General features: G+C 65.0%; 27 protein-coding genes and 1 tRNA gene. 11 read left to right on the top strand and 17 right to left on the bottom strand.

Annotation, left to right across the window (positions count from 1 at the left end):
* Window positions 1-21: 21 nt before the first annotated feature.
* Window positions 22-1,137: a hypothetical protein gene (locus RMN99_RS04170; protein ID WP_309622034.1), complete on the bottom strand. Its 1,116-nt coding sequence runs from the start codon at window positions 1,135-1,137 to the stop codon at window positions 22-24.
* A gap of 121 nt (window positions 1,138-1,258) precedes the next feature.
* Here RMN99_RS04170 and RMN99_RS04165 point away from each other — a divergent pair, with 121 nt between their 5' ends.
* On the top strand, window positions 1,259-1,396 hold the full coding sequence (locus tag RMN99_RS04165) for a hypothetical protein (RefSeq protein WP_309622033.1): 138 nt from the start codon (window positions 1,259-1,261) through the stop codon (window positions 1,394-1,396).
* A gap of 132 nt (window positions 1,397-1,528) precedes the next feature.
* On the opposite strand, the gene RMN99_RS04160 is transcribed toward RMN99_RS04165, so the two are convergent.
* From RMN99_RS04160 to dinB, 3 genes are all read right to left on the bottom strand, one after another.
* The gene (locus RMN99_RS04160; RefSeq protein ID WP_309622032.1) at window positions 1,529-1,963 is read right to left on the bottom strand and encodes a hypothetical protein; all 435 of its coding nucleotides are present in this window, start codon (window positions 1,961-1,963) and stop codon (window positions 1,529-1,531) included.
* A gap of 123 nt (window positions 1,964-2,086) precedes the next feature.
* Window positions 2,087-2,485, bottom strand: coding sequence for a hypothetical protein (locus RMN99_RS04155; RefSeq protein ID WP_309622031.1), 399 nt, complete (start codon window positions 2,483-2,485; stop codon window positions 2,087-2,089).
* Window positions 2,486-2,654: 169 nt separating this feature from the next.
* On the bottom strand, window positions 2,655-3,782 hold the full coding sequence (gene dinB / locus RMN99_RS04150; protein ID WP_309622030.1) for a DNA polymerase IV: 1,128 nt from the start codon (window positions 3,780-3,782) through the stop codon (window positions 2,655-2,657).
* Between the two features lie 76 nt (window positions 3,783-3,858).
* Here dinB and RMN99_RS04145 point away from each other — a divergent pair, with 76 nt between their 5' ends.
* Together RMN99_RS04145 and RMN99_RS04140 are read left to right on the top strand one after the other, a co-directional pair.
* On the top strand, window positions 3,859-5,112 hold the full coding sequence (locus RMN99_RS04145) for a multidrug effflux MFS transporter (RefSeq protein ID WP_309622029.1): 1,254 nt from the start codon (window positions 3,859-3,861) through the stop codon (window positions 5,110-5,112).
* Window positions 5,109-6,584, top strand: a complete 1,476-nt coding sequence (locus RMN99_RS04140) for a glycerol-3-phosphate dehydrogenase (RefSeq protein ID WP_309622028.1) — start codon at window positions 5,109-5,111, stop codon at window positions 6,582-6,584. Before RMN99_RS04145 ends, RMN99_RS04140 begins: the two co-directional genes overlap by 4 nt.
* A 166-nt stretch (window positions 6,585-6,750) precedes the next feature.
* Here the strand turns inward: RMN99_RS04140 and RMN99_RS04135 are convergent, their stop codons facing one another.
* Window positions 6,751-8,271: a carboxyl transferase domain-containing protein gene (locus RMN99_RS04135; RefSeq protein WP_309622027.1), complete on the bottom strand. Its 1,521-nt coding sequence runs from the start codon at window positions 8,269-8,271 to the stop codon at window positions 6,751-6,753.
* Between the two features lie 137 nt (window positions 8,272-8,408).
* Between RMN99_RS04135 and RMN99_RS14370 the strand changes: the two genes are divergently transcribed.
* Window positions 8,409-9,293, top strand: coding sequence for a c-type cytochrome (locus tag RMN99_RS14370; RefSeq protein WP_409035230.1), 885 nt, complete (start codon window positions 8,409-8,411; stop codon window positions 9,291-9,293).
* A 77-nt stretch (window positions 9,294-9,370) separates the two neighbouring features.
* On the opposite strand, the gene RMN99_RS04120 is transcribed toward RMN99_RS14370, so the two are convergent.
* The 3 genes from RMN99_RS04120 to RMN99_RS04110 are packed head-to-tail and all read right to left on the bottom strand — an operon-like array spanning window position 9,371 to window position 11,671.
* Entirely contained in the window at window positions 9,371-9,778 is a 408-nt protein-coding gene (locus RMN99_RS04120; protein ID WP_309622026.1) for a GFA family protein, read from the bottom strand.
* Window positions 9,779-9,806: 28 nt separating this feature from the next.
* Window positions 9,807-10,463, bottom strand: a complete 657-nt coding sequence (locus RMN99_RS04115) for an RlmE family RNA methyltransferase (protein ID WP_309622025.1) — start codon at window positions 10,461-10,463, stop codon at window positions 9,807-9,809.
* Window positions 10,460-11,671 carry a Ppx/GppA phosphatase family protein gene (locus tag RMN99_RS04110; RefSeq protein ID WP_309622024.1) on the bottom strand — a complete coding sequence of 404 codons (1,212 nt, stop codon included), beginning with the start codon at window positions 11,669-11,671 and terminating at the stop codon, window positions 10,460-10,462. The genes RMN99_RS04115 and RMN99_RS04110 overlap by 4 nt, the downstream gene beginning before the upstream one ends.
* A gap of 142 nt (window positions 11,672-11,813) precedes the next feature.
* On the opposite strand from RMN99_RS04110, the gene RMN99_RS04105 reads away from it, so the two are divergent.
* Window positions 11,814-11,887: transfer RNA gene (locus RMN99_RS04105), tRNA-Gln, on the top strand.
* Window positions 11,888-11,946: 59 nt separating this feature from the next.
* On the opposite strand, the gene RMN99_RS04100 is transcribed toward RMN99_RS04105, so the two are convergent.
* The 5 genes from RMN99_RS04100 to RMN99_RS04080 form a co-directional block, all read right to left on the bottom strand.
* Window positions 11,947-13,353 carry a sugar transferase gene (locus RMN99_RS04100; protein WP_309622023.1) on the bottom strand — a complete coding sequence of 469 codons (1,407 nt, stop codon included), beginning with the start codon at window positions 13,351-13,353 and terminating at the stop codon, window positions 11,947-11,949.
* 57 nt (window positions 13,354-13,410) lie between these two features.
* Complete coding sequence (gene holA, locus RMN99_RS04095; RefSeq protein ID WP_309622022.1) at window positions 13,411-14,442, bottom strand: DNA polymerase III subunit delta; 1,032 nt, start codon at window positions 14,440-14,442, stop codon at window positions 13,411-13,413.
* On the bottom strand, window positions 14,439-14,957 hold the full coding sequence (gene lptE, locus RMN99_RS04090) for an LPS assembly lipoprotein LptE (protein WP_309622021.1): 519 nt from the start codon (window positions 14,955-14,957) through the stop codon (window positions 14,439-14,441). Before lptE ends, holA begins: the two co-directional genes overlap by 4 nt.
* Complete coding sequence (gene leuS / locus RMN99_RS04085; protein ID WP_309622020.1) at window positions 14,957-17,671, bottom strand: leucine--tRNA ligase; 2,715 nt, start codon at window positions 17,669-17,671, stop codon at window positions 14,957-14,959. Before leuS ends, lptE begins: the two co-directional genes overlap by 1 nt.
* Window positions 17,672-17,734: 63 nt before the next feature.
* Window positions 17,735-18,217: a DUF3576 domain-containing protein gene (locus tag RMN99_RS04080; protein ID WP_309622019.1), complete on the bottom strand. Its 483-nt coding sequence runs from the start codon at window positions 18,215-18,217 to the stop codon at window positions 17,735-17,737.
* A gap of 282 nt (window positions 18,218-18,499) precedes the next feature.
* Between RMN99_RS04080 and RMN99_RS04075 the strand changes: the two genes are divergently transcribed.
* The 3 genes from RMN99_RS04075 (at window position 18,500) to RMN99_RS04065 (ending at window position 20,843) form a co-directional block, all read left to right on the top strand.
* The gene (locus RMN99_RS04075) at window positions 18,500-19,294 is read left to right on the top strand and encodes a hypothetical protein (RefSeq protein ID WP_309622018.1); all 795 of its coding nucleotides are present in this window, start codon (window positions 18,500-18,502) and stop codon (window positions 19,292-19,294) included.
* 108 nt (window positions 19,295-19,402) lie between these two features.
* Complete coding sequence (gene phbB / locus RMN99_RS04070) at window positions 19,403-20,125, top strand: acetoacetyl-CoA reductase (protein ID WP_309622017.1); 723 nt, start codon at window positions 19,403-19,405, stop codon at window positions 20,123-20,125.
* A 61-nt stretch (window positions 20,126-20,186) separates the two neighbouring features.
* Window positions 20,187-20,843 (top strand): PilZ domain-containing protein, encoded by a 657-nt coding sequence (locus RMN99_RS04065; protein WP_309622016.1) that lies wholly within the window; start codon window positions 20,187-20,189, stop codon window positions 20,841-20,843.
* Window positions 20,844-20,858: 15 nt separating this feature from the next.
* On the opposite strand, the gene RMN99_RS04060 is transcribed toward RMN99_RS04065, so the two are convergent.
* Window positions 20,859-21,617, bottom strand: coding sequence for a DUF4019 domain-containing protein (locus RMN99_RS04060; RefSeq protein WP_309622015.1), 759 nt, complete (start codon window positions 21,615-21,617; stop codon window positions 20,859-20,861).
* A gap of 134 nt (window positions 21,618-21,751) precedes the next feature.
* Between RMN99_RS04060 and RMN99_RS04055 the strand changes: the two genes are divergently transcribed.
* Together RMN99_RS04055 and RMN99_RS04050 are read left to right on the top strand one after the other, a co-directional pair.
* A complete protein-coding gene (locus RMN99_RS04055) occupies window positions 21,752-21,994 on the top strand; it encodes a ribbon-helix-helix domain-containing protein (RefSeq protein ID WP_309622014.1) in 243 nt (80 codons plus the stop codon).
* Complete coding sequence (locus RMN99_RS04050) at window positions 21,994-22,695, top strand: hypothetical protein (protein ID WP_309622013.1); 702 nt, start codon at window positions 21,994-21,996, stop codon at window positions 22,693-22,695. The genes RMN99_RS04055 and RMN99_RS04050 overlap by 1 nt, the downstream gene beginning before the upstream one ends.
* A 106-nt stretch (window positions 22,696-22,801) precedes the next feature.
* On the opposite strand, the gene RMN99_RS04045 is transcribed toward RMN99_RS04050, so the two are convergent.
* Together RMN99_RS04045 and murA are read right to left on the bottom strand one after the other, a co-directional pair.
* A complete protein-coding gene (locus RMN99_RS04045) occupies window positions 22,802-23,050 on the bottom strand; it encodes a hypothetical protein (protein ID WP_309622012.1) in 249 nt (82 codons plus the stop codon).
* A gap of 85 nt (window positions 23,051-23,135) precedes the next feature.
* Window positions 23,136-24,419, bottom strand: coding sequence for a UDP-N-acetylglucosamine 1-carboxyvinyltransferase (gene murA, locus RMN99_RS04040; protein WP_309622011.1), 1,284 nt, complete (start codon window positions 24,417-24,419; stop codon window positions 23,136-23,138).
* A 337-nt stretch (window positions 24,420-24,756) separates the two neighbouring features.
* Between murA and galU the strand changes: the two genes are divergently transcribed.
* Window positions 24,757-25,641, top strand: a complete 885-nt coding sequence (galU, locus tag RMN99_RS04035) for a UTP--glucose-1-phosphate uridylyltransferase GalU (RefSeq protein WP_309622010.1) — start codon at window positions 24,757-24,759, stop codon at window positions 25,639-25,641.
* Between the two features lie 6 nt (window positions 25,642-25,647).
* On the opposite strand, the gene RMN99_RS04030 is transcribed toward galU, so the two are convergent.
* Window positions 25,648-26,345, bottom strand: a 698-nt coding sequence (locus tag RMN99_RS04030) for a transketolase C-terminal domain-containing protein (protein WP_309622009.1), incomplete at its 5' end; no start/stop codon positions are given.

Genomic DNA, 26,345 nt, shown 5'->3' with positions numbered 1-26,345 from the left:
GTGGTTGGTCTGGCGGGCAGACTAGTCAAGCTCACCGGCCAGGTCGAGCACCTTGAGCATGACCGCCGCGCCGCATTGCCTGGACCGGACAGCGGGATCGAAGCGGCCGTCGGCAATGAACTTGCCGCGCGTGTAAAGCGTTGAAAAGCTCCACAGATAGGGGCTGGCGCGGCGGGCGTGGCGATAGCCGAAACCGTTATAGGCTTCGAGCCGGTAGAGCATCCGCGGCAGCGACCAATCGTCCTGCCCGGCAAAGCCCATCAGCCGCAGCGCATCAAGCGCGCTGGCTTCCCAGCTGGACGGCGGCAGCCAGGCGCGCGGCCGACCGGCCGGGACCTGGCGGGTGCGCTGACCCAGCGGATAATCGCCATTGTGCAGGTGGGCGCGGAAATTGAAGCTGGCCTCAAGCCCGTGGATCGCAGCCAGGAACTGCCACGGCACGTCCACCTGCTTGCCCAGCGCCGCATAGCGCGGGCGCGATTGGCGCATCATGGTAAGGTGCCAATCGGCGCTGTCGCGGTGTTCGGGGCGAATTTCGGCAGCGGCAAACCAGGCGGAATACTCGCCCGCAATCTCGGCAAAGACATGCGACGGGCTGACGGGCGACAACGGCGCAGCAAGCGCGGGCAGCACGCCGCCTGGCACCTCAAGCGGAGCGCCGGGCAATTGCGGTTCGGGCAAAGTCAGGGGTTCATCGGCGTCCAGCGGCAAAGCGAGGCGCGGCGCAGTGTTGCCGAGCCACAGCTCAGGCACAACATATTCGCTGTGATGCAACTTCGCCAGCAAGGCTCCGGCCTTGTCAGCCAGGTACGGCGCACGGCGTTCGGCCCGGTCGATCAGCGCCACCAGTCGCGGCATGGCCGCCTGATAGAGCTGTGCTGGATCAAGCGGCACGCCGCCGGTGCCGAACTGCAGCGGCGAGGCCGGCAGCCGCAGCGCCTTGGCCTCTTCTTCCAACCTCAGCAGTTCGGCGATCAGGCCGGCGGCCTCTTGCGCCGCGTCTGGCATCAGAGCGCGCAAAGGTGCCGGCAGAACCCGTTCAAGCGCGGCGGGCAGCGCGATCGGACCAGCCAGCGCCGCAGCAATGGCAGCGCTGGCCGAACCCAGCAGCCCGCGCCGGTCGATCGCTTCGCCCATCGACTCGCCCCCTTTCCGGGCAAGCCTAACACTTCCAGCAGGTTAGCCCAAATCAGCCTTGGGCTTCGCGCTCGAACGCGGCCGCACCGCCACCGCGACCAGCGTGGCGAGGATTGCATAGGTGAAGAGCCCGGCCAATGCCGCGACGCTGGCCGGGGTCTGGCTGGTGCGGCGGATGGACACCGCGCGGTTCTATACGCTGGTCAACCTGCTGATGATCGCACGGGGGGCAAGGCTGGCCTGGCAGGTGCTGGTCTAGAGTCTGTTTCAGTGAAGCTGGAACAGGCAACACCGGCCCGCTCCCCCTCCCGGCCACCCATTCATAGGTACTCTCATGGGTGGCCGGGAGGGGGAGCGGGCTGGTGTTGCTTCCACATGAGTGGACAAAACTCTAGTCGATCAGGCCGAGCAGCTTTCCGGCCTGCTGCGCCAGAGCGGCTGAACTGAGCGCAGTTGCGTGCGCTGCCACCGTTGCGGCCCGGCGGCAGAACGCGGCAGGATCGCGCTGGTTGGCAAAGCGGTTGTAAATCCGGGTCTGGTGCTGATCGAACCCGCCGCCATGACGGCGCTGTTCGGCGCGGTAAGCGGCGTCCAGCAGCGCGCGATGCCGCCCCAGCAGCCGCGCATAGGCACCTGAAACCGCGGTGCGGCCGCGCCCCTTGCACATCAGTGCAGCCACGTTGAGCCCCACGCGCAAGTGCCAGACCGCTTCGGACGGTGCGGCTGGATAGCGATCGGCACTGCCCCGCACGGCGCGGTAGTCAGGCCGGCCCGCACAGCCGCCAAGCAGCGCAAGCACAGCTGCCGCAGTCAGCAATCCCCGCATGCAAACGACCCTCCCGGGCGCGCTTGTCTTGCAAAAAGGGCTCCGCGACCAGTGCGCGGAGCCCTTGTTTGCGTTCAGCCGGATCAGGCCTGCGACTGTCTGCCGCGGGCCGGAGCCAAAGGCTTACTTCTTGTCGTTCAGCGCTTCGTAGGCGGCTTCGCCCAGCGCGTTGCACAGCTCGGCATTGTCGCGGATCAGCTTTTCAGCCGCGCCATCCTGCGACAGCGACGAAATCATCTTGGTGTTGAGCTGCTTGACTTCCTCGGTGACCATCTTGGGGTCCTTGTCGTTGAGGAGCGCAGCGGCAACCGTCAGCGAAGCGGCGTGCTGGTAATAGGTTTCAGCCTTGGTCTTGTCTTCCGCGGTGCCATCGTCGCTGTCATAGACCTGGGCCTCGAGCAGCACGAAAGCGGCGCAGTTGGTAAGTTCGGCATAGGACACCTTGTCATCATCGGCACCGGCCGAGGCGGACATGGCGAAAGCAGCAAGCGCAACCGCGCCGCCAAACATCTTGATCTTCATTGAACGTAACTCCCCACACATATTGACGGCTCTTGGTAACACCCCTGTTGCCGTCGGGATTGTAAGAACGCGTCGCAGACTCGCACTTTGTAACCCCCCTATAATACGCAGATTATTCCTTTCCGAAACCTGACTGGCGCGTTTGCTGCGGTTAACCATGTGTCCTGTCTCAAAACGGCAACAGCGGCTGTGCCGTGCCGCCGATGGGCGTTTCGCCCTCATCCTCGTCAAGCGCCGACAGCGTCAGGCCGACCAGCCGCACCGGCTGCGCCAGCGGCAAAACCTCGTCCAGCAGGGCATGACCGATCGCGGCGAGGTCAGCCTTGCTGGCCAGCGGGCGCGGCAACGACCGGGCGCGGGTCAGCTGGCTGAAATCGGCGTGCTTGAGCTTGAGGGTCACGGTGCGCCCCTGTGACTGCGATTTCTCGATCCTGGCCCAAGTCAACTCGATGATCGCCGCCAGCACGTCGCGCAGCGCCGAGCCCGACGAGAGATCCTTGTCGAGCGTCCGCTCGGTCCCTACCGATTTGCGCGCGCGGTTGGCCTTGACCCGGCGCAAGTCGATCCCCCGCGCGGCGCGGTAGAGGTAATCGGCCTGCGATCCGAAATGGCGGCGCAGGAACGTAATGTCGCAGACCGCCAGATCGGCCCCGGTCTCGATCCCCAGCGCGGCCATTTTTTCCGCGCCGCGCGGGCCGATCCCGAAAAAGCGCCGCACCGGCAGGCCGGCCACGAACTGCGCGCCTTCGCCCGGGCGGATGACGCACAGGCCATCGGGCTTGTTCTGGTCGCTCGCCAGCTTGGCGAGGAACTTGTTGTAGGACACCCCGGCGCTCGCGGTGAGGCCCGTTTCGGCCTTGATCCGGGCGCGGATGAGCTGCGCGATGCGGGTCGCCGAGCCAATCCCCTGGCTGTCCTCGGTCACATCAAGAAATGCCTCATCAAGGCTGAGCGGTTCGACATGCGGGGTGTAATCGAGGAACACGTCGCGGATCTGGCGCGAAACGGCGGTGTAGACATCGAAGCGCGGGCGGCGGAAAATCAGATCGGGACAAAGCCGTTTGGCGGTGACCGACGGCATCGCGCTGCGGCACCCGAACTTCCGCGCTTCATAGGAACAGGTGGTCAGCACCCCGCGCGGGCCATCGCCGCCAACCGCCACCGGCAGCCCGCGCAGCGCGGGCTCATCGCGCTGTTCGACGCTGGCATAGAACGCATCCATATCGACGTGGATCACTTTGCGCAGGCCCTGCGCCTCTTCGCCGGGCTCTTCGGAATCGGGCGGGGCCTTGCTCATACCTATGGTGTAGCGCGGATCGGGTCTGCACGAAAAGGCACTGGCAAGATTGGCGCAAAGCCGCCATGGGCACCCCATGCCCGCATCGCCAACTCTTGCCCAGCCCCGAACGCGCACGCTTGGCGAGCGTGAATTCGTGTGCATGATGGCGACGCTGATGGCGCTGGTGGCGCTGTCGATCGATTCGATGCTGCCCGCGCTCGATGAAATTGCTGCCGATCTGAACGCGGGCGATCCCAACCGCCGCCAGCTGGTAATCGGGGTCTACCTGTTCGCCGCCGCGATCGGCGCGCTGATCCCCGGGGCGCTGGCCGACCGTTATGGCCGCCGCCCGGTGCTGTTCGGGGCGCTCGGCTGTTATGCCGTGCTCGCGCTGGTCTGTGCGCTGGTGCAGGATTTCAACACGCTGCTGCTGGCGCGCGGGCTGCAGGCTTTGCTCAGCGCCGGGCTGTCGGTGCTGCCCAGCGCGATCGTGCGCGACCGCTTTTCGGGCGACCGGATGGCGCGGGTGCTATCCACGATCACGCTGGTGTTCATGGCAGTGCCGATGATCGCGCCCAGCTATGGCCAGTTTATCCTGCTGTTCGCCGACTGGCGCTGGATCTTCGGTGGCACCTCGCTGCTGTCGCTGGCGGTTGGCGTGTGGATCTGGCTGCGGCTCCCCGAAACGCTCGATCCCGCCAACCGCCAGGACATCCACCTTGCCACGATCAGCGGCAACATGATGGGCGCACTGGGGGATCGCGCGTCGATCGGCTATGTGGTGGGCGGCGGAATCCTGTGGTCGGGGCTGTTCGGCTACCTCAATTCCTCGCAACAGCTGGTGGCCGAACATTTCGGCGCGGGCGACAGCTTCGCGCTCTATTTCGCGCTGATGGCGGGAATGATGGCGCTGGCCAACCTGACCAATGCGACGATCGTCATGCGCTTTGGCGCGCGGCGGGTATCGCACACCGCGCTGTTTGCCTTCATCGCGGTGGCTTGCCTGCAGATCTGGCGTTCGTTCAGCGGGCACGAGGCGCTGTGGGATTTCGTGGCTCTGATGGGATCGCAGATGTGCCTGATCGCTTTCATGGGTGCCAATTTCACCTCGATCGCGCTGCAACCCTTCGGGCGTACCGCAGGCGCTGCGGCATCGGTGCAGATGTTCGTGCGCTCAACGCTCTCCTCGCTGCTCGGGATCGCCATCGGGCAGGCCTATGACGGATCGGCCCGGCCGATCTCGCTGGCGCTGCTGGCGGGCGGATTGATCGCGCTGGGACTGGTGCTGTTCAGCGAGAAGGGCCGCCTGTTCCGCCGGCTCAATCCTCCTGGTAGCGTGGCAGCATGAGCGCGGCGGAACTTTATGATCTGGCGGTGATCGGCGGCGGGGTGAACGGCGCGGGGATCGCGCGCGATGCCGCCGGGCGCGGCGCAAAGGTGCTGCTGCTCGAAGCGGGCGATCTGGCGCAGGGGACCAGCTCGGCCTCGACCAAGCTGATCCACGGCGGCTTGCGCTATCTAGAGCACTACGAATTCGGGTTGGTGCGCGAATCGCTGAAAGAGCGCGAGGCGCTGTGGGCGATTGCCCCGCACATCATCCATCCGATGCGATTTGTGCTGCCCTATGTCCATGGCCTGCGCCCGCGCTGGCTGCTGCGGTTGGGACTGTTCCTTTATGATCACATCGGCGGGCGCAAACGCCTGCCCGCCACGCGCACGATCGATCTGCGCCAGCACCCGGCCGGCGCGGCGCTGAAGGGCGGCTTTACGACCGGGTTCGAATATTCGGACGGCTGGGTCGATGATGCGCGGCTGGTGGTGCTCAACGCCATGGACGCGGCTGCACACGGCGCAACCATCAAGATCCGCAGCGCGCTGACCGCTGCGCACCGCAGCGAAGGCACGTGGGAACTGACCACCGCAACCGGCAGCTACCGCGCCAAGGCGCTGGTCAATGCTGCGGGCCCCGGCGTGCTAAAGGTCGAAGGGCTGCTGGGCGATGCGCCTGATTACGCGATGCGGCTGGTGCGCGGATCGCACATCGTGGTGCCCAAGCTGTTCAGCCATGCCTTTTCCTATTTCTTCCAGCTGCCCGATGGACGGATTTTCTTCGCGATCCCCTATCAACGCGATTTCACCCTGATCGGCACCACCGATCGCGATCAGGCCGAGAACGCGCCGATTGCGGCGAGCGAAGAAGAGATCGCCTATCTGTGCGAGGGGGCGAGCCGCTATTTCGCGCAGAGCATCACCCCCGGCGATGTGGTCTGGACCTATTCGGGGGTGCGCCCGCTGATCGATGACGGATCGGGCAAACCCGAAGCGGCCACCCGCGGCTACCGGCTTGAACTGTCGGACCCGGCCAAAGGCGCACCGCTGCTCAGCGTCTATGGCGGCAAGATCACCACCTATCGCCACCTGGCCGAAGAGGCGGTCGATTTGCTGGCCCCGCGCCTGACTGCGCTTTCGGGCAAGACCTGGACCACCAGTCAGCCGCTGCCCGGCGGCGATTTCCCGGTAGGCGCACTGGACGTACTGATGGCCAGTCTGGCCGCGGCCTATCCGTTTCTGGGCGAAGCCGATGTCGATCGGATCACCCGCGCCTATGGCACCCACGCCCGGACCTGGCTGGGCGAGGCACAAGGCTGGCAGGCGCTGGGGCGCAATTTCGGGGCCGGGCTGACCACGGCCGAAGTCGATTACCTGCGGACGCACGAATGGGCCATCAGCGCCGAAGACGTGCTGTGGCGGCGCACCAAGCTAGGCCTGCGGTTGAGCAAGCCCGAGCAGGCGGCGCTGGCGGAGTATTTGGGCACCTAAGGTCCTCTCCATTTTTGGCGAAGTGCAAATGGGGAGGTGGCAGCCGCAAAGCGGCTGACGGAGGGGCAAAGACGCCCGCCCAGAAACCCCTCCGTCTCGTCCTTGCGGACGATCCACCTCCCCGTTTGTGGCATTCGCCAAAAACGGAGAGGACCTTGGTTGTTGGTTAGGCCCCCATCCCCCGCCACGCCAGTTCGGCAAATTCGCACAGCAACGGCCGGGTATCGCGCGGATCGATGATGTCCTCGATCCCGAAGATTTCGGCGGTGCGGAACGGGCTGCGGACCTTGTTGAGCCGCGTCCGGATTGCCTCCAGATGCGCCTGGCTATCCTCGGCGGCTTCGATCTCGGCCTTGTAGGCCACTTCGATCCCGCCCTCGATCGGCAAGCTGCCCCAATCGCCCGAAGGCCAGGCAAAGCGGTACTGGAAGGCTTCGGCATTGCTCATCGCGCTGCCGGCGATGCCATAGGCCTTGCGCACCACCACGCAGCAAAGCGGCACCGTGGCCTTGTAGATCGCGTTCATCGCATTGACGCCGTAGCGGATCGTCCCGGCCATTTCGGCGGCATTGCCGATCATGAAGCCGGGATTGTCGACCAGATGGACCACCGGCAGGCGGAACTGGTCGGCCAGCTTGATAAAGCGCTCGGCCTTTTCGCTGGTCTTGGCTTCCCACGATCCGCCCAGAAAGCTGGGATCGCTGGCCAGCACCGCCACCGGCCAGCCATCGAGCCGGGCAAAGGCGGTGATCGCGGCGCGGCCCCACATCCGGCCCATTTCGAACACCGAGCCCTTGTCAAACACCGCTTCGAGCACCTTGCGCATCGAATAGACCTCAAGCGCCCCGCGCGGGACGGTTGAAATCAGCGCTTCCTCGCGGCGGTCTGCCGGATCGTTGCAGGCGGTGCGCGCCGCGTACTGGCCCACTGCCGAGGGGAGGTAGGACAGGAATCGCCGCGCGCGGGCGAAAGCTTCGGCCTCGCTGGCCACTTCCTCGTCGACCACGCCGTTGCGGGTGTGGATCTCGCTGCCGCCCAGACTTTCCTTGTCGCTCTTCTCGCCGATCGCCTCGACCACCGCAGGCCCGGCGGCAAACAGCTGCGACAGGCCCTTGACCATGATCGAATAGTGGCTGGCCACCACCCGCGCCGCGCCCAGCCCGGCCGTGGGGCCCAGCGACAGCGCCACCACCGGCACGCTCTCGAGATTGCGGATCACATCGCCCCACCCCGGCACCGCAGGAACGTACGTGGCGCCGATCACTTCCAGCGTCTTGACCGAGCCGCCGCCGCCGGTGCCGTCGATCATCCGGATCAGCGGGATCTTCAGCGTGTGCGCCATGGCCTCGCACTGCTCGAACTTGCGCCGGATCGCGGCATCGGCTGCGCCGCCGCGCACGGTGAAATCATCGGCGCTTGCCACCACTGCCCGGCCTTCGATGTTGGCCCGGCCGAAGATCAGGTTGGACGGGGCCAGGCCGAGCAAATTACCGTCGGCATCATAGCTGCCCTTGCCGGCAATCTTGCCGATCTCGCGGAATGATCCGGCATCGACCAGTCCAGCGATTCGCGCCCGCGCATCAAGTTTGCCCCGGCCGTGCTGGCGCGCGACTTTTTCCGCGCCGCCCATCTGCTCCGCCATGACCTCGCGGGCGCGAAGTTCGTCGATTTCCTTGTCCCAGCTCAACGCGGTATCCCTTCGGCGTGGATAATTCCATGCAAGGGCTAGAGTGCATTGGCAGGCACCGCAATGCCCCTTGCGCTTGGCCTTTCGCCTGACTAGAGCGGCGCGCAAAGCGCTAATCCCAACGGGGCATTTGAGACATGGAAGACCGTTTCAACACCATCGCCGGCTGGACTCTGGGTGCAGGCATCGTCGCGCTCGGCCTGGCCAGCATTTCGGGCCACTACTTCCGTGCCGACAAGGAAAATCGGCCGAACCCGATGGGCCATGAGATCGAAGGCGTGGTGCAGGAAGGTGCTGTTGCCGATGCCACCCCGTTTGAAGCCTATCTGGCCAAGGCCGACATGGCCAAGGGCGAAGCGACTTTCAAGAAGTGCGCCGCCTGCCACACGGTCGCGCAGGGCGGGGCCAACGGCATCGGCCCGAACCTTTACGGCGTGCTGGGCGAAGGCATCGGCCAGGGCCGCGGCGGCTATGCCTTCTCCTCCGGGCTATCGGGCAAGGGCGGCAAGTGGGACTGGACCAGCATGAACAGCTGGCTGACCAGCCCGAGCGCTTTTGCCGCGGGCACCAAGATGAGCTTTGCCGGGATCACCGATCCGCAGGAACGCGCCAACGTGATGGTCTACCTCAACAGCCAGGGATCCAACCTGCCGCTGCCGCCGGTACCTGAAGTGAAGGCCGGGGCTGCTCCGGCCGCTGCTGTCGCGGTGGTCGGCGATGCCGCCAAGGGCCAGAAGAGCTTCGCCAAGTGCGCCGCCTGCCACACGGTCAATCCGGGCGGGGCCAACGGCATCGGCCCCAATCTTGCGGGCGTTTACGGCGAACCGATCGGCAAGGGCCGCGGCGGCTATGCCTTCTCGGAAGTGCTGGCCGGCAAGGGCGGCAACTGGGACGATGCCACGCTCGATGCCTGGCTGACGGCACCCAGCGCCTTCGCCGCCGGCACCAAGATGAGCTTTGCCGGACTGGCAGACGCGCAGGAACGCGCCAACGTCATCGCCTATCTCAAGACCGCGAAATAAGCTTCGCGCGTCAGGGACAAGCAAAGGGCGGGGCCGCAAGGTTCCGCCTTTTTGCTGTTGCAAGAATTGGCAGGCCGTCAGGACTGGCCAGAGTAGCCGCCTATTGCATCAATCCCGCCAACCCATGCCCAGCGTCGGTCGGTCCAGATCTGCTTGCCGGGTGCCGGCAACTGGCCGCTTTGATCCAGCCCACCAATCCGCAACGCATAGTTCGGATTGTTATCGGTCGGCAGCCTGAACACCGGGGTTCCGCACGTCCCGCAAAACGCGTGGCCGCGGCGCGATCCACTGTCGGCGACCTTGTAGTAGATCCGCGGTTCGCCGCGTAGCATGGTGAAGTCTTGCGGCGCAACCGCAACCGTGACGCGAAAGGCCGATCCGGTCAGGCGCTGGCAATCACGGCAATGGCAGATCATGATGCGATCAGGATCGATCACCGCCTGATAAGCGATCGCCCCGCAATGGCATTGGCCAGTCACGTCCATGGCTATCCCCTTGCCGCCCAAGCCTGCCTTACCCCTTGAACCCTTGCGCGATCACGTACCATTCGGACGAATCCTTGCGGCTGGCAGGCGGTTTGGCGTGTTTGACGCTGCTGAAATGCTGTTTGAGCAAGGCCAGCAGCTCGGTATCGGTGCCGCCCGCCAGGACCTTGGCCACAAAAGCTCCGCCCGGCACCAGTTCCTGTATCGCGAAGTGCGCGGCCAGTTCCACCAGCCCCATCGTGCGCAAGTGGTCGGTCTGCTTGTGGCCGGTGGTGTTGGCGGCCATATCGGACAGCACCAGATCGGGCTGACCACCCAGCGCCCCGATCAGCGCAGCGGGTGCCTCATCAGCTAAGAAATCCATCTCGAAAATCGTCACGCCTTCGATCGGATCGGTGGGCAGAATATCGATCCCGACCACTGCAGCCTTGGGGCTTTGCTTGCGCACCACCTGGCTCCAGCCGCCCGGGGTGATGCCCAGATCAACCACCCGGCGCGCGCCCTTGAGCAGTGCGAATTTCTCGTCGATCTCGATCAGCTTGAACGCCGCACGACTGCGCCAGCCCTGCGCCTTGGCCTTTTGCACATAGGGATCGGCCAGCTGGCGCTGCAGCCAGCGCGCCGAACTGGCGGTGCGTTTGCCCGATTTGCGCAGCCGCTCGGGCTCTTTCCCTTTGCCTCTCATATCGCGATCCGCCGGGCCTGGCGCAGTGCCGCGCGGCTCTTTTCGCCGGCTCCGCTCGACGCCATCAGGCTGCGCAAGATGCCTTCGCGGATGCCGCGATCAGCCACGCCCAGCCGCTCGGCCGGCCACAGTTCGATGATCGTCTGAAGGATCGCACAGCCGGCCACCACCAGATCGGCCCGCTCGCGCCCGATGCAGGGCTGTTCGCGCCGCTGCGCCGGGGTCAGCAGCGCCAGCCGTTCGCACAGCGCGCCCATATCCTGGCTCGCCACGATCAGCCCGTCGACCGCGCGGCGATCGTATTGCGGCAGTTCAAGATGGAGGCTGGCCAGCGTCGTCACCGTCCCGCTGGTGCCAAGCAGGCGCAGCGGCTGTGGCCCGCCGGCCTTGCCGGCCACGCGCTGCGCAAAAGGAGCCAGGCTATCGCGCACCAGCGCGCGCATCGCATCATAGCGATCGGCCCGGCCCAGCGCGTCCTCGGGTTCGGCCGACACGCTTTCGGTCAGCGAGACGACGCCCCACGGCACCGAATGCCAATCGTGGATCAGCGGGATCCGGCCATCGCGGCTTTCCACCAGCACCAGTTCGGTCGAACCGCCGCCGATATCGAAAATCATCGCCGGCCCATCGCCTTCCTCCAGCAACAGATGGCAACCCATCACCGCGAGGCGCGCTTCTTCCTTGGCGCTGATCACATCGAGCAGAATGCCGGTTTCCTGCGCCACGCGGGCGATAAAATCACCGCCGTTTTCGGCCCGGCGGCAGGCTTCGGTGGCGACCGAGCGGGCCAGGTGGACATTGCGCCGCCGAAGCTTGTCGGCGCAGATCTTGAGCGCACCCATCGCCCGGTCCATCGCTTCATCGCTGAGCCGCCCGGTTTGCGCCAGGCCTTCGCCCAGCCGCACCACGCGGCTGAACGCATCGATGACGGTGAAATGATCGCCCGCCGGCCGCGCGATCAGCAGACGGCAATTGTTGGTCCCCAGATCGATCGCGGCAAAAGCCTGGCGGTGGTACGGCGCGTCACGCAGCCATGGAGCGCACGCCGGGGCTGCGCCCGATGGACTCGCGCTAGGTGTTTTCTCGCCGGAGCGGCGCTCATCGGTTGGCGTAAACGCGGCACGCGCCTGGGGGTCATGACCCCCGCTTGTTGCGTCGCGCTCTGCCGTCCCCGTTTCGCGCATCGCCGGCGGCTGGTCATCCGCCATGGCACGTGCACTCTTATCATTATCCTGCCGCATGTGGCAGGTACCTGACGATCCCGGTAGACGTGTCGAGGTTTCGGGGCAAGCGCAGATGCATTGCCCGGCTTGACGAGGACCCTTTGCCCGCCTAGAGGCCCTGCCCTGTTGCCCGATCGTCTAAAGGTAAGACTACGGTCTCTGACACCGTCAATCGAGGTTCGAATCCTCGTCGGGCATCCATCTTTTCCAGGTGCGCTGATCGCCTCAGCGATCAGCTTGCAGCGCCAGTCCGCACCTAACTAAAACGCTTTCTCGTGCACCAGCACACGCAAGGTTGCGGCGATGATCCGCATGTCGCGCCACAGCGACCAGCCGTCGAGATATTCGAGATCTGCCCCCAGCCGCTCGGCAAGGTCGCTTTCTTCGTGGGTCGCTCCGCGCAGGCCGCGCACCTGGGCCAGGCCGGTCAGCCCCGGTTTGAGCGCGTGGCGCAGCCAATAGCGGCGGTCGACTTCCCAGAACAGTTTGTCGCCGGCCTGCGATCCCAGCGCATGCGGACGCGGGCCGACCAGCGACATCTTGCCTTCGATCACGTTGATCAGTTGTGGCAGCTCATCCAGGCTGGTGCGGCGGATGAAGCGGCCGACGCGGGTCAGCCGCACGTCATCGCGGGTGGCCGACTGGTCGCCGGCATCATCGCGGCGCGCGGCGCGCATCGAGCGGAATTTGTAAATGGTGATGAAGCGGTTGGCGCGGCCCACCCGGCGCTGCACGAACAGCACCGGGGCGCCGTCCTCGATCAGGATCGCGAGGGTCACCAGCAGCATCAGCGGCGCCAGCAGCACCAGCCCGGTGCCGGCCAGCACCACATCGAACAGCCGCTTGGCTGCGCGCGCGCGCAGTCCCAGCGGGCCGATCGAAACGCGCAGCAGGCCGTGCCCGCTGGCGATCCGTGCGCCGGTCGCGCCCAGCGCGGAGACGCTGTCGTCGAGCACCTCGCCATCGATATTGGCGCTTTTGAGGATCATCGCCCAGGCGGCGCGGCGGCCGGGTGTACAGGACACGGCAACCCGGTCGAACCCGCCCAGCACCGCGCCGATCCGGTTAAGCGCGCGCGGATCGTCAAGCGCGGGGATGAGGCCAAGCGCGGCGGCATCGGCATGGAATGCGCCGGGCCAGTGGAGTGCGGGTCCGCCATCGTCGATCACCAGTTCATTGGTGACCCGCGGTCCGCAGCGCCAGCGCACCACCGCTGCAATCTGAAAGCGCAGCCAGACCAGCGTGAACGCCGTCAGCAGCGCCCCGCCCGTGAACAGGACGCGCGAAAATTCCGCGCTCGATTTGGTGTAGAAGGCGAAGAATACCACTACCGCCACGCCCATCATCAGCGACAGCAGGGCGCGCTGCGCACCCTTGCTGGCCGATTGCAGCCCGGATAGCGAATAGGCGGCATTATACAGCGCCAGCGTCAGGTAGACCGGCAGCAGCAGCTGGGCGAGTTCGAACGCCTGGCCCAGCCCGGTCATGCCGAGATAGAGATAACCGGTCAGGCAAAACCCGGCGATGATCGCCACCACATCGCCCAGCATCTGCGCCAGATAACTTTGCAGTCGCCGCCGCTCGAGCGATTCGGGCTGGGCAAATGCCGCCGCATCTCCCGCCTGGGCGGGAGGCGACTGCGGATTGGCGGCTTGACGTGCACTCATGGTTTGCGACCCGGGTTAACCCCTAAGCGGTCTGAGTGGCGCATAAAGACTGCCAGATCAACCGCGCGGCGCGGCAAAGCGGGCAATCTCGGCCAGACCATGGGCCAGCAGCAGTTCGGCGTTCTGGCTGTTGGCCAGCAATTGCCGGTGCAAGTCGATCAACCGGTCGACCAGCCGGGCGAGCCGCTTGCCGCGCCACGTCGCCAATTGCTGGATCAGATCGCGCTGGTCTTTCCAGAACACCCGGCGGGCATTCGATTCGGCTTCGATGAACTCGCGGACTTTCCCGTGCGGGCCAAGCCGGGCGGCCAGCTGGGCCAGTTGGGCGGCGCGGCGTTCGAAGGCCAGCAGCAGGCCAACCGGGTTGATCCCCTGCTCGTGCATCCGGCGCAGTTCACCGCGCAGCTTGCCGGTCTCGCCGCTCAGCACGGCATTGACCAGCGGCATGAACCCGTCGTCCTCGCACGGTGCGCCAATCGCGTCGAGATCTTCCGCGCGGGCGGTGCGCGGCGCTTGCGGGCCGGCATCAAGATAGAGCGCCAGTTTGGTCACTTCGGACGCGGCCAGCCGGGTATCGAGCAAGGCGGCGCGCGCGATCCGTTCGGCCAGGTCACCGCTCAAGGTGACCCCGGCCGCATCGGCCATGCCGCGCACCGCACCCGCCACGCTTTTGAGGTCGGGCGGCCAGAACATCGCCACCAGCGCATCGCCGCGCGCCGCCAGCAGCTTCGCGGTACGCGATTTGTCGGTGGCGGAACTGGCGACGATCACCACCGGACAGGCCGCACCCGCGCCGCCGAGCAGCGTTTCGACCGCATCGTGCACCTCGTCGCCCGCCGCGCGGACCCAGATGTGGCGCTTGTCGCCAAACAGCGAGATCGAGCGCGCTTCATCGCCCAGCCGCACCGGATCGCGTTTGAGGTCGGATCCCGAAAGCTCGATGCGTTCGCCGGGGTCTGCCAGCAGCGAAACGATCTGGTGCGCGGCATCGGTTGCGCCAGCCTCATCCGGCCCGCAGAAAAAGAACACTCCGGCCTCGCGGGCGGCGCGCGGCGCGATGCTTTTGAAATCCTTCTGGGTGGCTTTCACCGCGCAGCTTCGTCGAGCGTGCGCAGCTTCAAGGCGATCCGGGTAACGATCCGGTCAGCCACTTCCTTGGCGAGGTTTTCAAGCGCGGTGTTTTCCGCCGCGATCGTCGCGTATTCGGACGAAACCACATCGATCCCGGCATCGAGCCCGACCGTTTCATCGAGCACGATCGCCCCCGTGGCGAGATCGACCAGTTGATAGCGCGCGCGCAAAGTGCGGCGTTCGCGCGTCACGGTATCGTCCGAGAGCAGCCCCAGCCCTTCGAGCTTGTCATCGAGCCGCACGTCGAGCCGGTAGCGCGCCGGGCCGGTGCGCTGCCCCGAACCGAGCTTGTCGACCAGCGCCGAATGCATCAGCCAGCCGGCCCGCCCGGGCATTTCCGAAACGTCGATCGCCGACAGCCCCTGGGCAATCGCGCCGCCAGTGCCGCCGGCATACATCGGCTTCAGCCCGCACGCGCCAAGCGGCAGGGCAAGCACCAGCGCGAGCGCCAGTGTGGGGACCAGCCGCCTCATCATGCCACCAGATTGACCAGCCGGTCGGGCACTACGATCACCTTCTTCACTGCCTTGCCATCGAGCGCACGCTGAACCTTCTCGGATGCCAGTGCAAGCGCCTCCAGCTCCTCGCGCGGCAGGCCCTTGGCCACGGTGACGGTATCGCGCAGCTTGCCCAGCACCTGGATCGCAATGGTGACTTCATCATCGACCAGCGCGGCAGGATCGACGTCGGGCCAGGCGGCTTCGGCGACCAGTCCGGTGCCGCCAAGCGCATGGTACATTTCCTCGGCAAGGTGCGGCATCATCGGCGAAGCGAGGCGCGGCAGCACGGCAATCGCGGCGATCTTTTCGGCCGAGGGGGCGGCCTTTTCGATTCCGCCCGCCAGCTCATAGAGCTTGGCCACCGCCTTGTTGAACTGCAACGCCTCGATATCCGCGCCAACCCCGGCAATCGTGCGGTGCATCAGCTTGTGCAGCGCGGGGTTGGATGCGGCATCGGCTGCTGCTTGAGGATTGCCCGAAGCAATCCGCCACAGCCGCTGCACAAACCGCCCGCAGCCTTCGATCCCCGCTTCGGACCACGGCAGATCGCGCTCGGGCGGGCTGTCGCTGAGCATGAACCAGCGCACCGCATCGGCGCCATACTGGGCGATGATGTCGTCGGGATCGACCACGTTCTTTTTGGACTTGGACATCTTGATGACCCGGCCGGCATTGAGTTCTTCATCGGTTCCGCGCTTGAACACCTTCGTGACGCGACCTTGTTCTACCTTCATTGCTTGCCCTGTGACGGGGATCGCAATTTCTGGCGAAACGCTGCCCTGAGCGACGCCAATTCCCATTCCGGTGAGGGCTACTGTTACATCGACGCCTGAGGTCGCAATGCCACTTGGTGTTTCGTGTGGCGCCTGTTCGGGTGAAGCGGGCACTGCGCGCTTTTCAATTTCCGAGGGCGAGAAGTAAACGACTTGGCCATTGCCAGGATCGACTCGCGAATACGTCTCATGCGTCACCATCCCTTGCGTGAACAGGCTGGCGAAGGGTTCCTTGACATCGATCAGGCCGATATGCGCCAGCGCGCGGGTCCAGAAGCGGGCGTAGAGCAAGTGCAGGATCGCGTGCTCGATCCCGCCGATGTACTGTTCCACCGGCAGCCACTGCTTGATCACTTCAGGATCGAACGGGCGATCGGCGGGCTGGCTGGCGAAACGCAGGAAATACCATGACGAATTGACGAAAGTGTCGAGCGTATCGGTCTCGCGCGTCGCCGCCTTGCCGCAGTTAGGGCAATCGACATGCTTCCAGGTCGGGTGGCGTTCGAGCGGATTGCCGGGGACCGAGAAATCGACATCTTCGGGCAGCACCACCGGCAGCTGGTCCTTGGGCACCGGAACAACGCCGCAGTCGCCGCAGTGGATGAACGGGATCGGCGTGCCCCAATAGCGCTGGCGCGATACGCCCCAGTCGCGCAGCCGCCACACGGTGGTGCCGCGGCCCCACTGGCTCTGCTCGGCACGGGCAATGACTTCGGCCTTGGCCGCTTCCACGTCCATGCCATCAAGGAAGCGCGAATTCACCAGCGCGCCGGGGCCGGTATAGGCCTCGTCCCCGACAAACACCGGGTCGGTCAGGTCGCCATCGGCCACCACGCGGGTGACCGGCAGGCCGTATTTGCGCGCGAAGTCGATGTCGCGCTGGTCGTGCGCCGGGCAGCCGAACACCGCCCCGGTGCCGTAATCCATCAGCACGAAATTGGCGATGTAGAGCGGCAGCTCGATCGCCGGATCGAACGGATGGACCAGCCGGATCCCGGTATCGAAGCCGAGCTTTTCCTGCGTCTCGATCTCAGCCGCAGTGGTCCCGCCCTTGCGGCATTCGGCGATGAAGTCGGCCACCGCGGGATCACCCGCAGCCAAACCCTGCGCAATCGGATGATCGGCGGCGATCGCGACAAAGCTCGCACCGAATATCGTATCGGGCCGGGTGGTGAACACCTCGACTTCGGTGGCGCGGTCTGCGCTCCAGAACGTGAACTGCAGGCCTTGTGATTTGCCGATCCAGTTTTCCTGCATCAACCGGACCTTGTCGGGCCAATTCTTGAGCGCGCCCAGCCCATCGAGCAGCTCGTCAGCAAATTGGGTGATTTTCAAAAACCACTGGCTGAGCTTGCGCTTTTCAACCAGCGCACCACTACGCCAGCCGCGTCCGTCGATCACTTGTTCGTTGGCCAGCACGGTCATATCGACCGGGTCCCAGTTGACCGCCGATTCCTTGCGGGTGACCAGCCCGGCTGCATAGAGATCGAGGAACAGCGACTGTTCGTGGCCGTAGTATTCCGGCTCACAGGTCGAAAGCTCGCGGCTCCAGTCAAACGAGAAACCCAGCCGTTTCAGCTGCGCGGTCATCGCCTTGATATTGGCCCGGGTCCAGCCGCCGGGGTGGACGCCCTGTTCCATCGCAGCATTTTCAGCCGGCATCCCGAACGAATCCCAGCCCATCGGGTGCAGCACTTCAAAGCCCTGCATCCGCTTGTAGCGCGCCAGCACGTCGCCCATCGTGTAATTGCGGACGTGGCCGATGTGGATCCGGCCCGAGGGGTAGGGAAACATCTCGAGCACATAGCTGCGGGGGCGCGGCGAGGCATCGTCGGCGCGGAAAGTCTGCGCCGCATCCCACGCGGCCTGCCAGCGGACATCGGCGCTGGACGGATCGAAACGTTCGCTTGTCATAGAGGCCCCTCTAACGGCTCGCTGCACCGGCGCAAGCCGGGACGGCGGCGGTGGGGCGCTTGATTAGTTGACCGAAGACGCCTGGCGGCGCAGGTCGCGGGCGCGGGTTAGGATGATGTCTTCAAGCTTCTGCACCGTGGCAGCCTGAACCGGGGCATCAACCCAGGTCCCGTTCTGCATGACCTGACGGCTGGCGGCAACGCGCAGCGCATCGGCGCGCAGATCCTGATCGAGGATCGTCACGCTGACTTTCATCCGCTCGTTCGGGTTGTTGGGGTTGGCGTACCAGTCGGTCACGATTACGCCGCCGTTGCTGTCGGTCTGGACCAGCGGCATGAAGCTGAGCGTATCGAGGCTGGCGCGCCACAGATAGCTGTTGACCCCGATCGTGGTGATCCGCGATGCCGCCAGATCGGCCTTGGGACGGCTCTTGTTCCCGCCGCATGCCGACAGCGCCAGCGCTGCAAGGACGATCAGCCCGGCCCGGCCAGCAAAGCGCAGGGTGGTGCGCACGGAATTGGCCTGGTGGAAATTGCTGCCGTTCATACTGATGTGTTCCGGATCCTGATCGCCTGTTCGGCGGTTGGTTGTTCGCAAATGGTGCGCCGAGCCTCTATAGCCAAGCAGACCTTGGCGGCAAGAGCACGAATGGCACCCAGGCGCGCTATTGCCGATTCTTGGACTGAACCACGGCTGAATAGGCGTTTCGCGGCCCGGATCGCCCTGCCGTTCAGCCCGCGTTAAGTGCATTTGGGCCATTCGCGCTTGCACTGACGAGCGGTTTCGCGCCATTGGCGTTGCGGTCCGGTCGCGCGTTACGCGACCCGCATGAAAGCTAGGGTAACCATGGCACAGCAGGGCATTACCAAGCGCGGCAGCGGCGGCATGGCATCAGCCTTGCTACTGGGCAGCGCGGTTGCCGGGCTGGCCTTGCCCAGCGCGGTGCTGGCCTTCACATCCGGTGCCGAGGCAGAGCCGCTGGTCAGCTCGGCCCAGATCGCCGCTTCGGGCGCGTTCGTTCCGGCCGAAGTCGATCCGCGGTTGACCCGGTCGATCACGGTGCGCGCCTTGTCGAAGGGCCGGATCTTCCGCTTTACCCCGGCCGCCACGCCCAGCCGGGTTGATGCATCGGTGGTCACGGTGGCAGTGCGGCTCAATGGCAATACCCTGCCCCAGCTTGGCCTGCGCCGTCCCAACGTGATGCCGGCCACCATCGCCAGCGGATCAGCCCTGGCGATTGCCCCAACCGCTTACAGCCTGGGCACCGCGCGCGGTTATTCCAGCTTTGCGCAAAACAGCGCCAAGCCTGCTGTCAATTCACCGATCCGTCAGCTCGAATCGCCTGATCTCGCCAGCTTCCAGCCGCGCGGCGGAACGGCATCGGCGCCCTCGCGGCTGGCCCCGCGGATCGCGCTGGATGAACGCCAGAAGACCGGCCGCAGCCCGCAGACGTTTGAGCAGAGCGATCAGCAGGTTGATCTTGGCGGCAGCTACCGCGTCAGCCGCAACCTTGATGTAACTGCAGGGGTGCGCGTAACCTCGGACCGGGACCGGCTGCGTCCGCTCACCGATGGCCGCCAGGACAACCAGGCGGTCTACGTCGGCACCCAGTTCCGGTTTTAAGCCGGCTCATTGCACCTTTACGTATGCGTTAGCTTGCGCGCCGCTGCGCCGTGCGTAAACTTGCCTGCGTTTGCCGTAACGGCAGCTTGGGAAAGGTAAGACAGCACAATGGCACGCGTAGCAATTGTAACCGGTGGCACCCGCGGAATCGGTGCGGCAATCTGCAAGCGGCTGCAGCGCCAGGGCCACACCGTGATCGCCAATTACGGCGGCAACGAGGAAAAGGCCAAGGCTTTCACTGCTGCCACCGGCATTCCATCCTACCGCTGGGACGTGGGCGATCACGAGGCCTGCATCCACAATTGCAACGACATTGCGGCAACCCACGGCCCCGTCGATATCGTCATCAACAATGCCGGGATCACCCGCGACGGGGTGCTCCACAAGATGAGCTTCGATGACTGGAACGAGGTGATGCGGATCAACCTCGGTGGCTGCTTCAACATGGCCAAGGCGACCTTTCCGGGGATGCGCGAACGCGGCTGGGGCCGGATCGTCAACATCGGTTCGATCAACGGCCAGGCCGGGCAATACGGCCAGGTCAACTATGCCGCCGCCAAATCGGGGATCCACGGCTTCACCAAGGCGCTGGCGCAGGAAGGGGCCAAGTTCGGCGTCACCGTCAACGCGATCGCGCCGGGCTATATCGATACCGACATGGTCGCCGCCGTGCCGCCACCGGTGCTCGAAAAGATCGTCGCCAAGATACCCGTAGGCCGGCTCGGCATGGCCGAGGAAATCGCCCGCGGCGTGGCCTTCCTCACATCCGAAAACGGCGGGTTCATGACCGGATCGACCATGAGCATCAACGGCGGGCAGCATATGTATTGAGGGGTGTGACGCCCCAGGCCTTAGTGCTCCCTTAACCATCCCCGGGTAGGTTCGGTTATCCATGATCGAACCGAGACCCGCCATGTACGCCACGCCCCAGACCGACCCCCGCCAAGACCAGCGCCACACGCTGATGCTGCGCACCGCCAAAGTGGTGTGCCAGAGCGGCGAATATCTCTGCCTGGTGCGCGATGTTTCGGCCGGCGGGACAAAGCTGCAGTTCTTCCATGATGTGCCGCAGGAAAAGCGCATCTTCCTCGAGCTGGCCAATGGCGCGCTCTATCCGATCGAACAGCGCTGGGCCGATCACGGCGAGGCCGGGTACCGCTTTGCCGCGCCGGTGGTGCTGGAACAGTTGCTGACCGAAGCGAGCCAGTTCGCGCATCGCCCGATCCGGCTGCGGCTACAGGTGCCGGTGCTACTGACGGTCGACGGCCATGATTTCCACGCCATGCTGGCCGATGTGTCCCGCTGCGGTGCCAAACTCAACATCGACCGGCGGCTCCCGCAAGGTGCCTTCGCCCGGTTCGATGCCGTCGGCCTGCCGCTAAGGTTCGGCCATGTCCGCTGGCGCGCGGGCAACGAACACGGGGTGGTGTTCCAGGATGCGATCCCGCTCGAGGAACTGGCGCGCTGCCTCTATGCGCTGCAGCCCTGTGCCGTGGCACCGGGCGGCGAGCACGCGGGCGACGGCCAGACTTCAATTCGCGCCGCCTGATCGCCGCGTTTCGCGCTACTCGATGGTGTAACCCACCACGCGCCAGGCATCGTCCTCGCGCACCAGCGCGATCCGCTCGATCGCTCCGGACTTGCCGGCAAAATCCGTGCGGAATTTGATCACCCAATAGCCATCGGGCGGTGCCGGTGCGAAATCGGCCGTGACCAGCACCCGTGCTTTCACCGCGCCCAGCGGCACCCGCACCTGCCTTGAGGCATCGGCCCAGCGCTCAACCGTGTTGACCGAACGAAATGATTTGGCCGTGGCATCATAGCTGGCCTGCCAGTCACTGGAATCGACAAGGGCCAGCCAGCGATTGGCCGAAGCGACCGCGGCATCCTGTGCCGGGATGACAGCGGGGACACCGGGGGCGGCGGCAGGAGCGGTGCCGACGCCACCTGTGAGCGCCGCCAGGGCATAGAGTGCAAGGGCAAATGACATGGTCAGACTTCCTGTAATCCAGACGATCCGGCTTTTGCCGCCGTTCGCCTCGGTTGAGAGCTGCAGCTGTTCCACGCCGGGCCCGCCTGGCGCATCCCCCAAAGCCTTGTCCCCCAGCAATTGGGGGTCCGCACCTTCCAGCTCGCGCAATTGCCGCGCCGCCTCGCGGCTGCTCGAGACCGCCAACTTGCGCCGCGCATCGCGCAGCCGTTCGTTGACGGTGTGGACCGACAGACCCAGGCGGCGGGCCATGCTTTTGGCATCATAGCCATTGACCAGCAGACGTAGTGTCTCCTTCTCCTTTTCCGTCAGCGCCTGATAGCCCTCGCTCATGACCTGAGGTTTAGGGGTGGGGGCCAATGCGGGCCACCCCGAATTTTTCGTACCTGCCTGCAGCCAGTCGTCGGCATGGTCCTCCCCGTTTGTGCTTCGCAAAAACGGACAGGATCGCTTACGGTATCGCTTCAATGACCACGCCCTATCACCCCCCGGTCAAACGCTCGGTCGAGATCGCCGGGCACAAGACCTCGATCAGCCTCGAGCCGCTCTACTGGGCACTGCTGAAGCAGGCGGCCGAAGCCGAGAGCCTGCCAATCAACGCGCTGGTCGCCCGGATCGATGCCGAACGGATCCAGGCTCCGACCCCGCCGGGACTGGCGGGCGCGGTGCGGATCTGGCTGGTGGCCTGGCTGGCGGGGCGGATGGGTTGATGGAGCCGCACAAAAGTAGCGAAACGGCTGAACACCAAATCAAGCCGTCCGTTTCGCGGGCCGGTTGGTTCTGGCTTGGCGGCATGTTTGCCGTCGTCGCGTTGTCAAAGCTCTTGGAAACTTTTGACCGTTCGACCACGCTAGTCCCCATGCGCGCTGATGCCATCTACATGGCGATAGTATTTGCATTACTGTTGGCATGCCTTTCCGTCATTGTCGGCGTCAATGAGACAAGTGGTCCACCATGGACCAAATTCACCTGTGGTGTGCTTGCATTTGGGATGGTCGGGTTCCTCGCTCCTTTCATGTTGCTTAGCCAAATCAGCTCCTTATTTTTCGCCAGGATCGATTTCTCGCCGGACAAGGTGCGGACGTTCAACGCCCTGTTGCCGATCGGTCGCACGTGGCACAGCAAGCCGCGCCGGAGCCCTGAGTCCTTCACAATCCAGCCAACCCCGCTATGGTCCAACATCGACATTGCTCGCGAAGATTGGAACTTCATGCTTGCCGAGCTCAAGCTAAACGACGACCCGGAGCGTGATGATATCCCAAGCAACGGGCGTTTCTGTGCCAGGGTGCGCATGCAACAAGCAGGGCCGGCCCTGCGAGTCCTGAACGCGGGCAGCCACGCCTTGCCTAAGGGGAGCGTTATCTTGTGCCCGCCTGAAACCGATGGCTTGCCCTTCCTCGAAATCAGTTGAACCCGGTCCAAGTGACTGCATGCGATAGGGCGCCAAAGCTCAGTCGAGGTTTAGCGTGGCCTTGCCCCCACCCCGCCGGGGCTGGCCGGGGCGGGGCGGATCTAGCTCAGCGCTTGCCCATCGGCGGCGGGTCGCTGGCCGGGAAGCTTTCGTCGACTTCCTCGTCAACCTTGTCCCAGCGCGGCAGATCGCTGGCCATGGCTTCAGGCCCGGCATTGCGCACCGGAGCGAACCCCGGCGTTGCTTCGCCGGTGGCGAAGGCGGCCGGGCCGCTCTCCTCCTGCTGGTTATGCTTGTAGTACTGATAGAGCGCGTAACCGGTGGCACCGGCCAGGGCGAGTTTGAAGAGAGCCATGTGATTGTACTCCGTGCATGCGAGGGTTACCCCCGCTCAACGCACGGCACGCCGACAAGGTTCACTTGAACCTCGCCGAACTGCCTCAATCCCCGCCAACCCGTTCGATTGCCGCGCCGACCAGAGCGAGCTTTTCTTCCAGCCGCTCGTACCCGCGGTCGAGGTGATAGAGCCGGTGCACCTGCGTTTCGCCCTCGGCCGCGAGGCCAGCGATTACCAGGCTCATCGAGGCGCGCAGGTCGGTCGCCATCACTTCGGCGCCGGTCAGTTTGCCCACGCCGTGGACCACAGCTGTGCGGCCCTTGGTTTCGATGTGCGCGCCCATCCGGTTAAGTTCTGGCACGTGCATATAGCGGTTTTCGAAGATCGTTTCGGCCAAGACCGATGAACCTTCGGCGAGGCACAGCATCGCCATCAGCTGCGCCTGCATATCGGTGGCAAAGCCGGGATAGGGCGCGGTGGAAAGGGTGACGGCCTTGAGCTTGCCGTCGCTGGCCACCTGAATCCCACCAGCCTTGGGTTCGACATGGACCCCGGCATCGCGCAGCGCCTGCAGGGTTGCGTCCATTTCCTCGGCCACGGCGTGCTTGAGGAACACTTCGCCCCCGGTGATTGCAGCGGCGCAGGCATAGGAACCCGCTTCGATCCGGTCCGACATCACCCGGTAGGTTGCGCCGTGGAGGCGCGGGACGCCGTGGATGGTGATATCCGAGCTGCCGATTCCTTCGATCTGCGCTCCCATGGCGACGAGCAGGTTGCACAGGTCAACAATCTCGGGCTCGCGCGCGGCGTTGTGGAGCACCGATTTGCCGTTGCACAGCACTGCGGTCATCAGCGCATTCTCGGTCGCGCCAACCGAAACCACCGGGAAGGAGTAGCGCCCGCCGGGCAGTCCGCCATCGGGTGCAATCGCGCGGACATAGCCTGCCGCCAGCTCGATCGTCGCGCCGAGCGCTTCCAATACCTTGAGGTGCAAATCGATCGGGCGGTTGCCGATCGCGCAGCCACCGGGCAGCGAAACCGTCGCCTCGCCCATCCGCGCCAGCATCGGGCCCAGCACCAGGATCGAGGCGCGCATCTTGCGGACCAGTTCATAGGGCGCAACCGACGATGTGATCCGCGGCGCTTCGAGCGTCATCACCCGGCCGAAATCTTCCGGGCGGCTGCCGGCAATGCTGGTGGAAATGCCGAACTGGTTCATCAGGTGCTGGAACCCGTCGATATCCGCCAGCCGCGGCAGATTGCGCAGCGTCAGCGGCTCTTCGGTCAGCAGCGCGCAAGGCAGCAGCGTGAGCGCGGCGTTCTTCGCGCCAGAGATGGGAATGGTGCCGGAAAGGCGCTTGCCGCCCTCGATGATGATCTTGTCCATGGCGTTCTCGTTTAACGGGAAACTTCGGGGCGGCAAGGGGAAGGGTAGGATGGTTCACGCAGAGGCGCAGAGAAGAAAAGGGAGGCGCGAAGGTGCCGCGCTTTCGGCGAAGCCGCTTTCGATCTCAAACCTCGCACCAAACCCATTGGCATTCGATCCAAAGCGGCTCCGCCGCAGGAGCTGTCTCTCTGCGCCTCCACTTACTTCTCTGCGTCTCTGCGTGAACCATTCGGACCGTTCCGCACAGCCGGTCCTCTCCGCTTCCATCCATCTGTTGCGCCGATCACCCGAAACCGCTTTAACGCGGCTGAAACAAGAACATGGTTAAGGGCCGCGCATGACCGACAGTTCGCTCCGCAAACCGATCCGCAAGGCCGTGTTCCCCGTCGCCGGCCTCGGCACGCGGTTTCTGCCTGCGACCAAGGCGATCCCCAAGGAGATGCTGCCGATCATCGATCGTCCGCTGATCCAGTATGCGGTGGACGAGGCGCGCGAGGCGGGGATCGAGCAACTGATCTTTGTAACCGGACGCGGCAAGACCGCGATCGTCGAGCATTTCGACCATGCCTTCGAACTTGAAGCGACCATGACCGGGCGCGACAAGAGCCTCGATGTGCTCGAACCCACACGGATCCAGCCGGGCAACCTGGTGACCGTGCGCCAGCAGGTGCCGCTGGGCCTAGGCCACGCGATCTGGTGCGCGCGGGCGATTGTCGGGGACGAGCCGTTCGCGGTGTTCCTGCCCGATGAGCTGATGATCGGCCAGCCGGGCTGCATGAAGCAGATGGTCGAGGCCTATAACCAGGTTGGCGGAAATGTGATCTCGGTGCTCGAAGTGCCCGAGGAAGAGGTTTCAAACTATGGCGTGATTGCGCCGGGCAAGCAGGATGGCGCGCTGACCGAAGTGCTGGGGCTGGTCGAAAAGCCCAAGCGCGCAGATGCCCCCAGCAACCTGATCATTTCGGGCCGCTATATCCTCCAGCCCGAAGTGATGCGGGTGCTCGAAAATCAGGGCATCGGCGCAGGCGGCGAAGTGCAATTGACTGACGCGATGGCGCAGATGATCGGCCAGCAGCCGTTCCACGCGATAACCTTCGCTGGCAAACGCTATGACTGCGGCAGCAAGACCGGCTTCGTCGAGGCAACGCTGGCGATTGCGCTGGAACGCGAGGATATGCGCGATGAGGTGCGGGCGATGGCGAAGCGACTGCTGGGGGAATAGGCGGCGCTAAGCCCGTGCCTCTTCAACCCCGGCCGAATTATGGCGCAGTGCCGCCAGCACGCAATCGACTATTCCTGAAGCGTTGAGCCCGGCGGCATCGTATTGCTTGTCGGGGCTGTCGTGATCCTGGAACACATCCGGCAGGCGCAGGGTGCGGATCTTGAGGCCCCCGTTGGCACTGTCAGGGTCGGTCAGCCCTTCATCGCTGGCCATGGTCAGCACGTGGGCACCCAGCCCGCCGATGCTGCCTTCTTCGACCGTCACGACCACTTCGTGGGTGATCATCAACTGGCGGATCAGCGCGCCGTCGATCGGCTTGGCAAAGCGCAGATCGGCGACCGTGGTTGAAAGCCCCTTGGCCTCAAGCTGGTCGGCAGCTTTCATGGCCTCGGCCAGCCGCGTGCCGAGCGAAAGCAGCGCGACTTTGCTGCCGTGCCGGACGATCCGGCCCTTGCCGATTTCGAGCTGCTGCGGTTCGGCAGGCAATTCGACGCCGGTGCCGTTGCCGCGCGGATAGCGAAAGGCGATCGGGCCAGAGTCATGAAGCGCCGCAGTGTAGGTCATGTGGACCAGCTCGGCCTCGTCCGCCGGGGCCATGACCACGAAATTGGGCAAAGTGGCAAGATAGGCGATGTCGAACGATCCGGCGTGCGTCGCGCCGTCGGCACCGACCAGCCCGGCGCGGTCGATCGCGAAGCGGACGG

Source organism: Novosphingobium sp., from assembly GCF_031417815.1.
GTDB lineage: Bacteria > Pseudomonadota > Alphaproteobacteria > Sphingomonadales > Sphingomonadaceae > Novosphingobium.
This window is presented reverse-complemented; position numbering and strand designations above follow the sequence as displayed.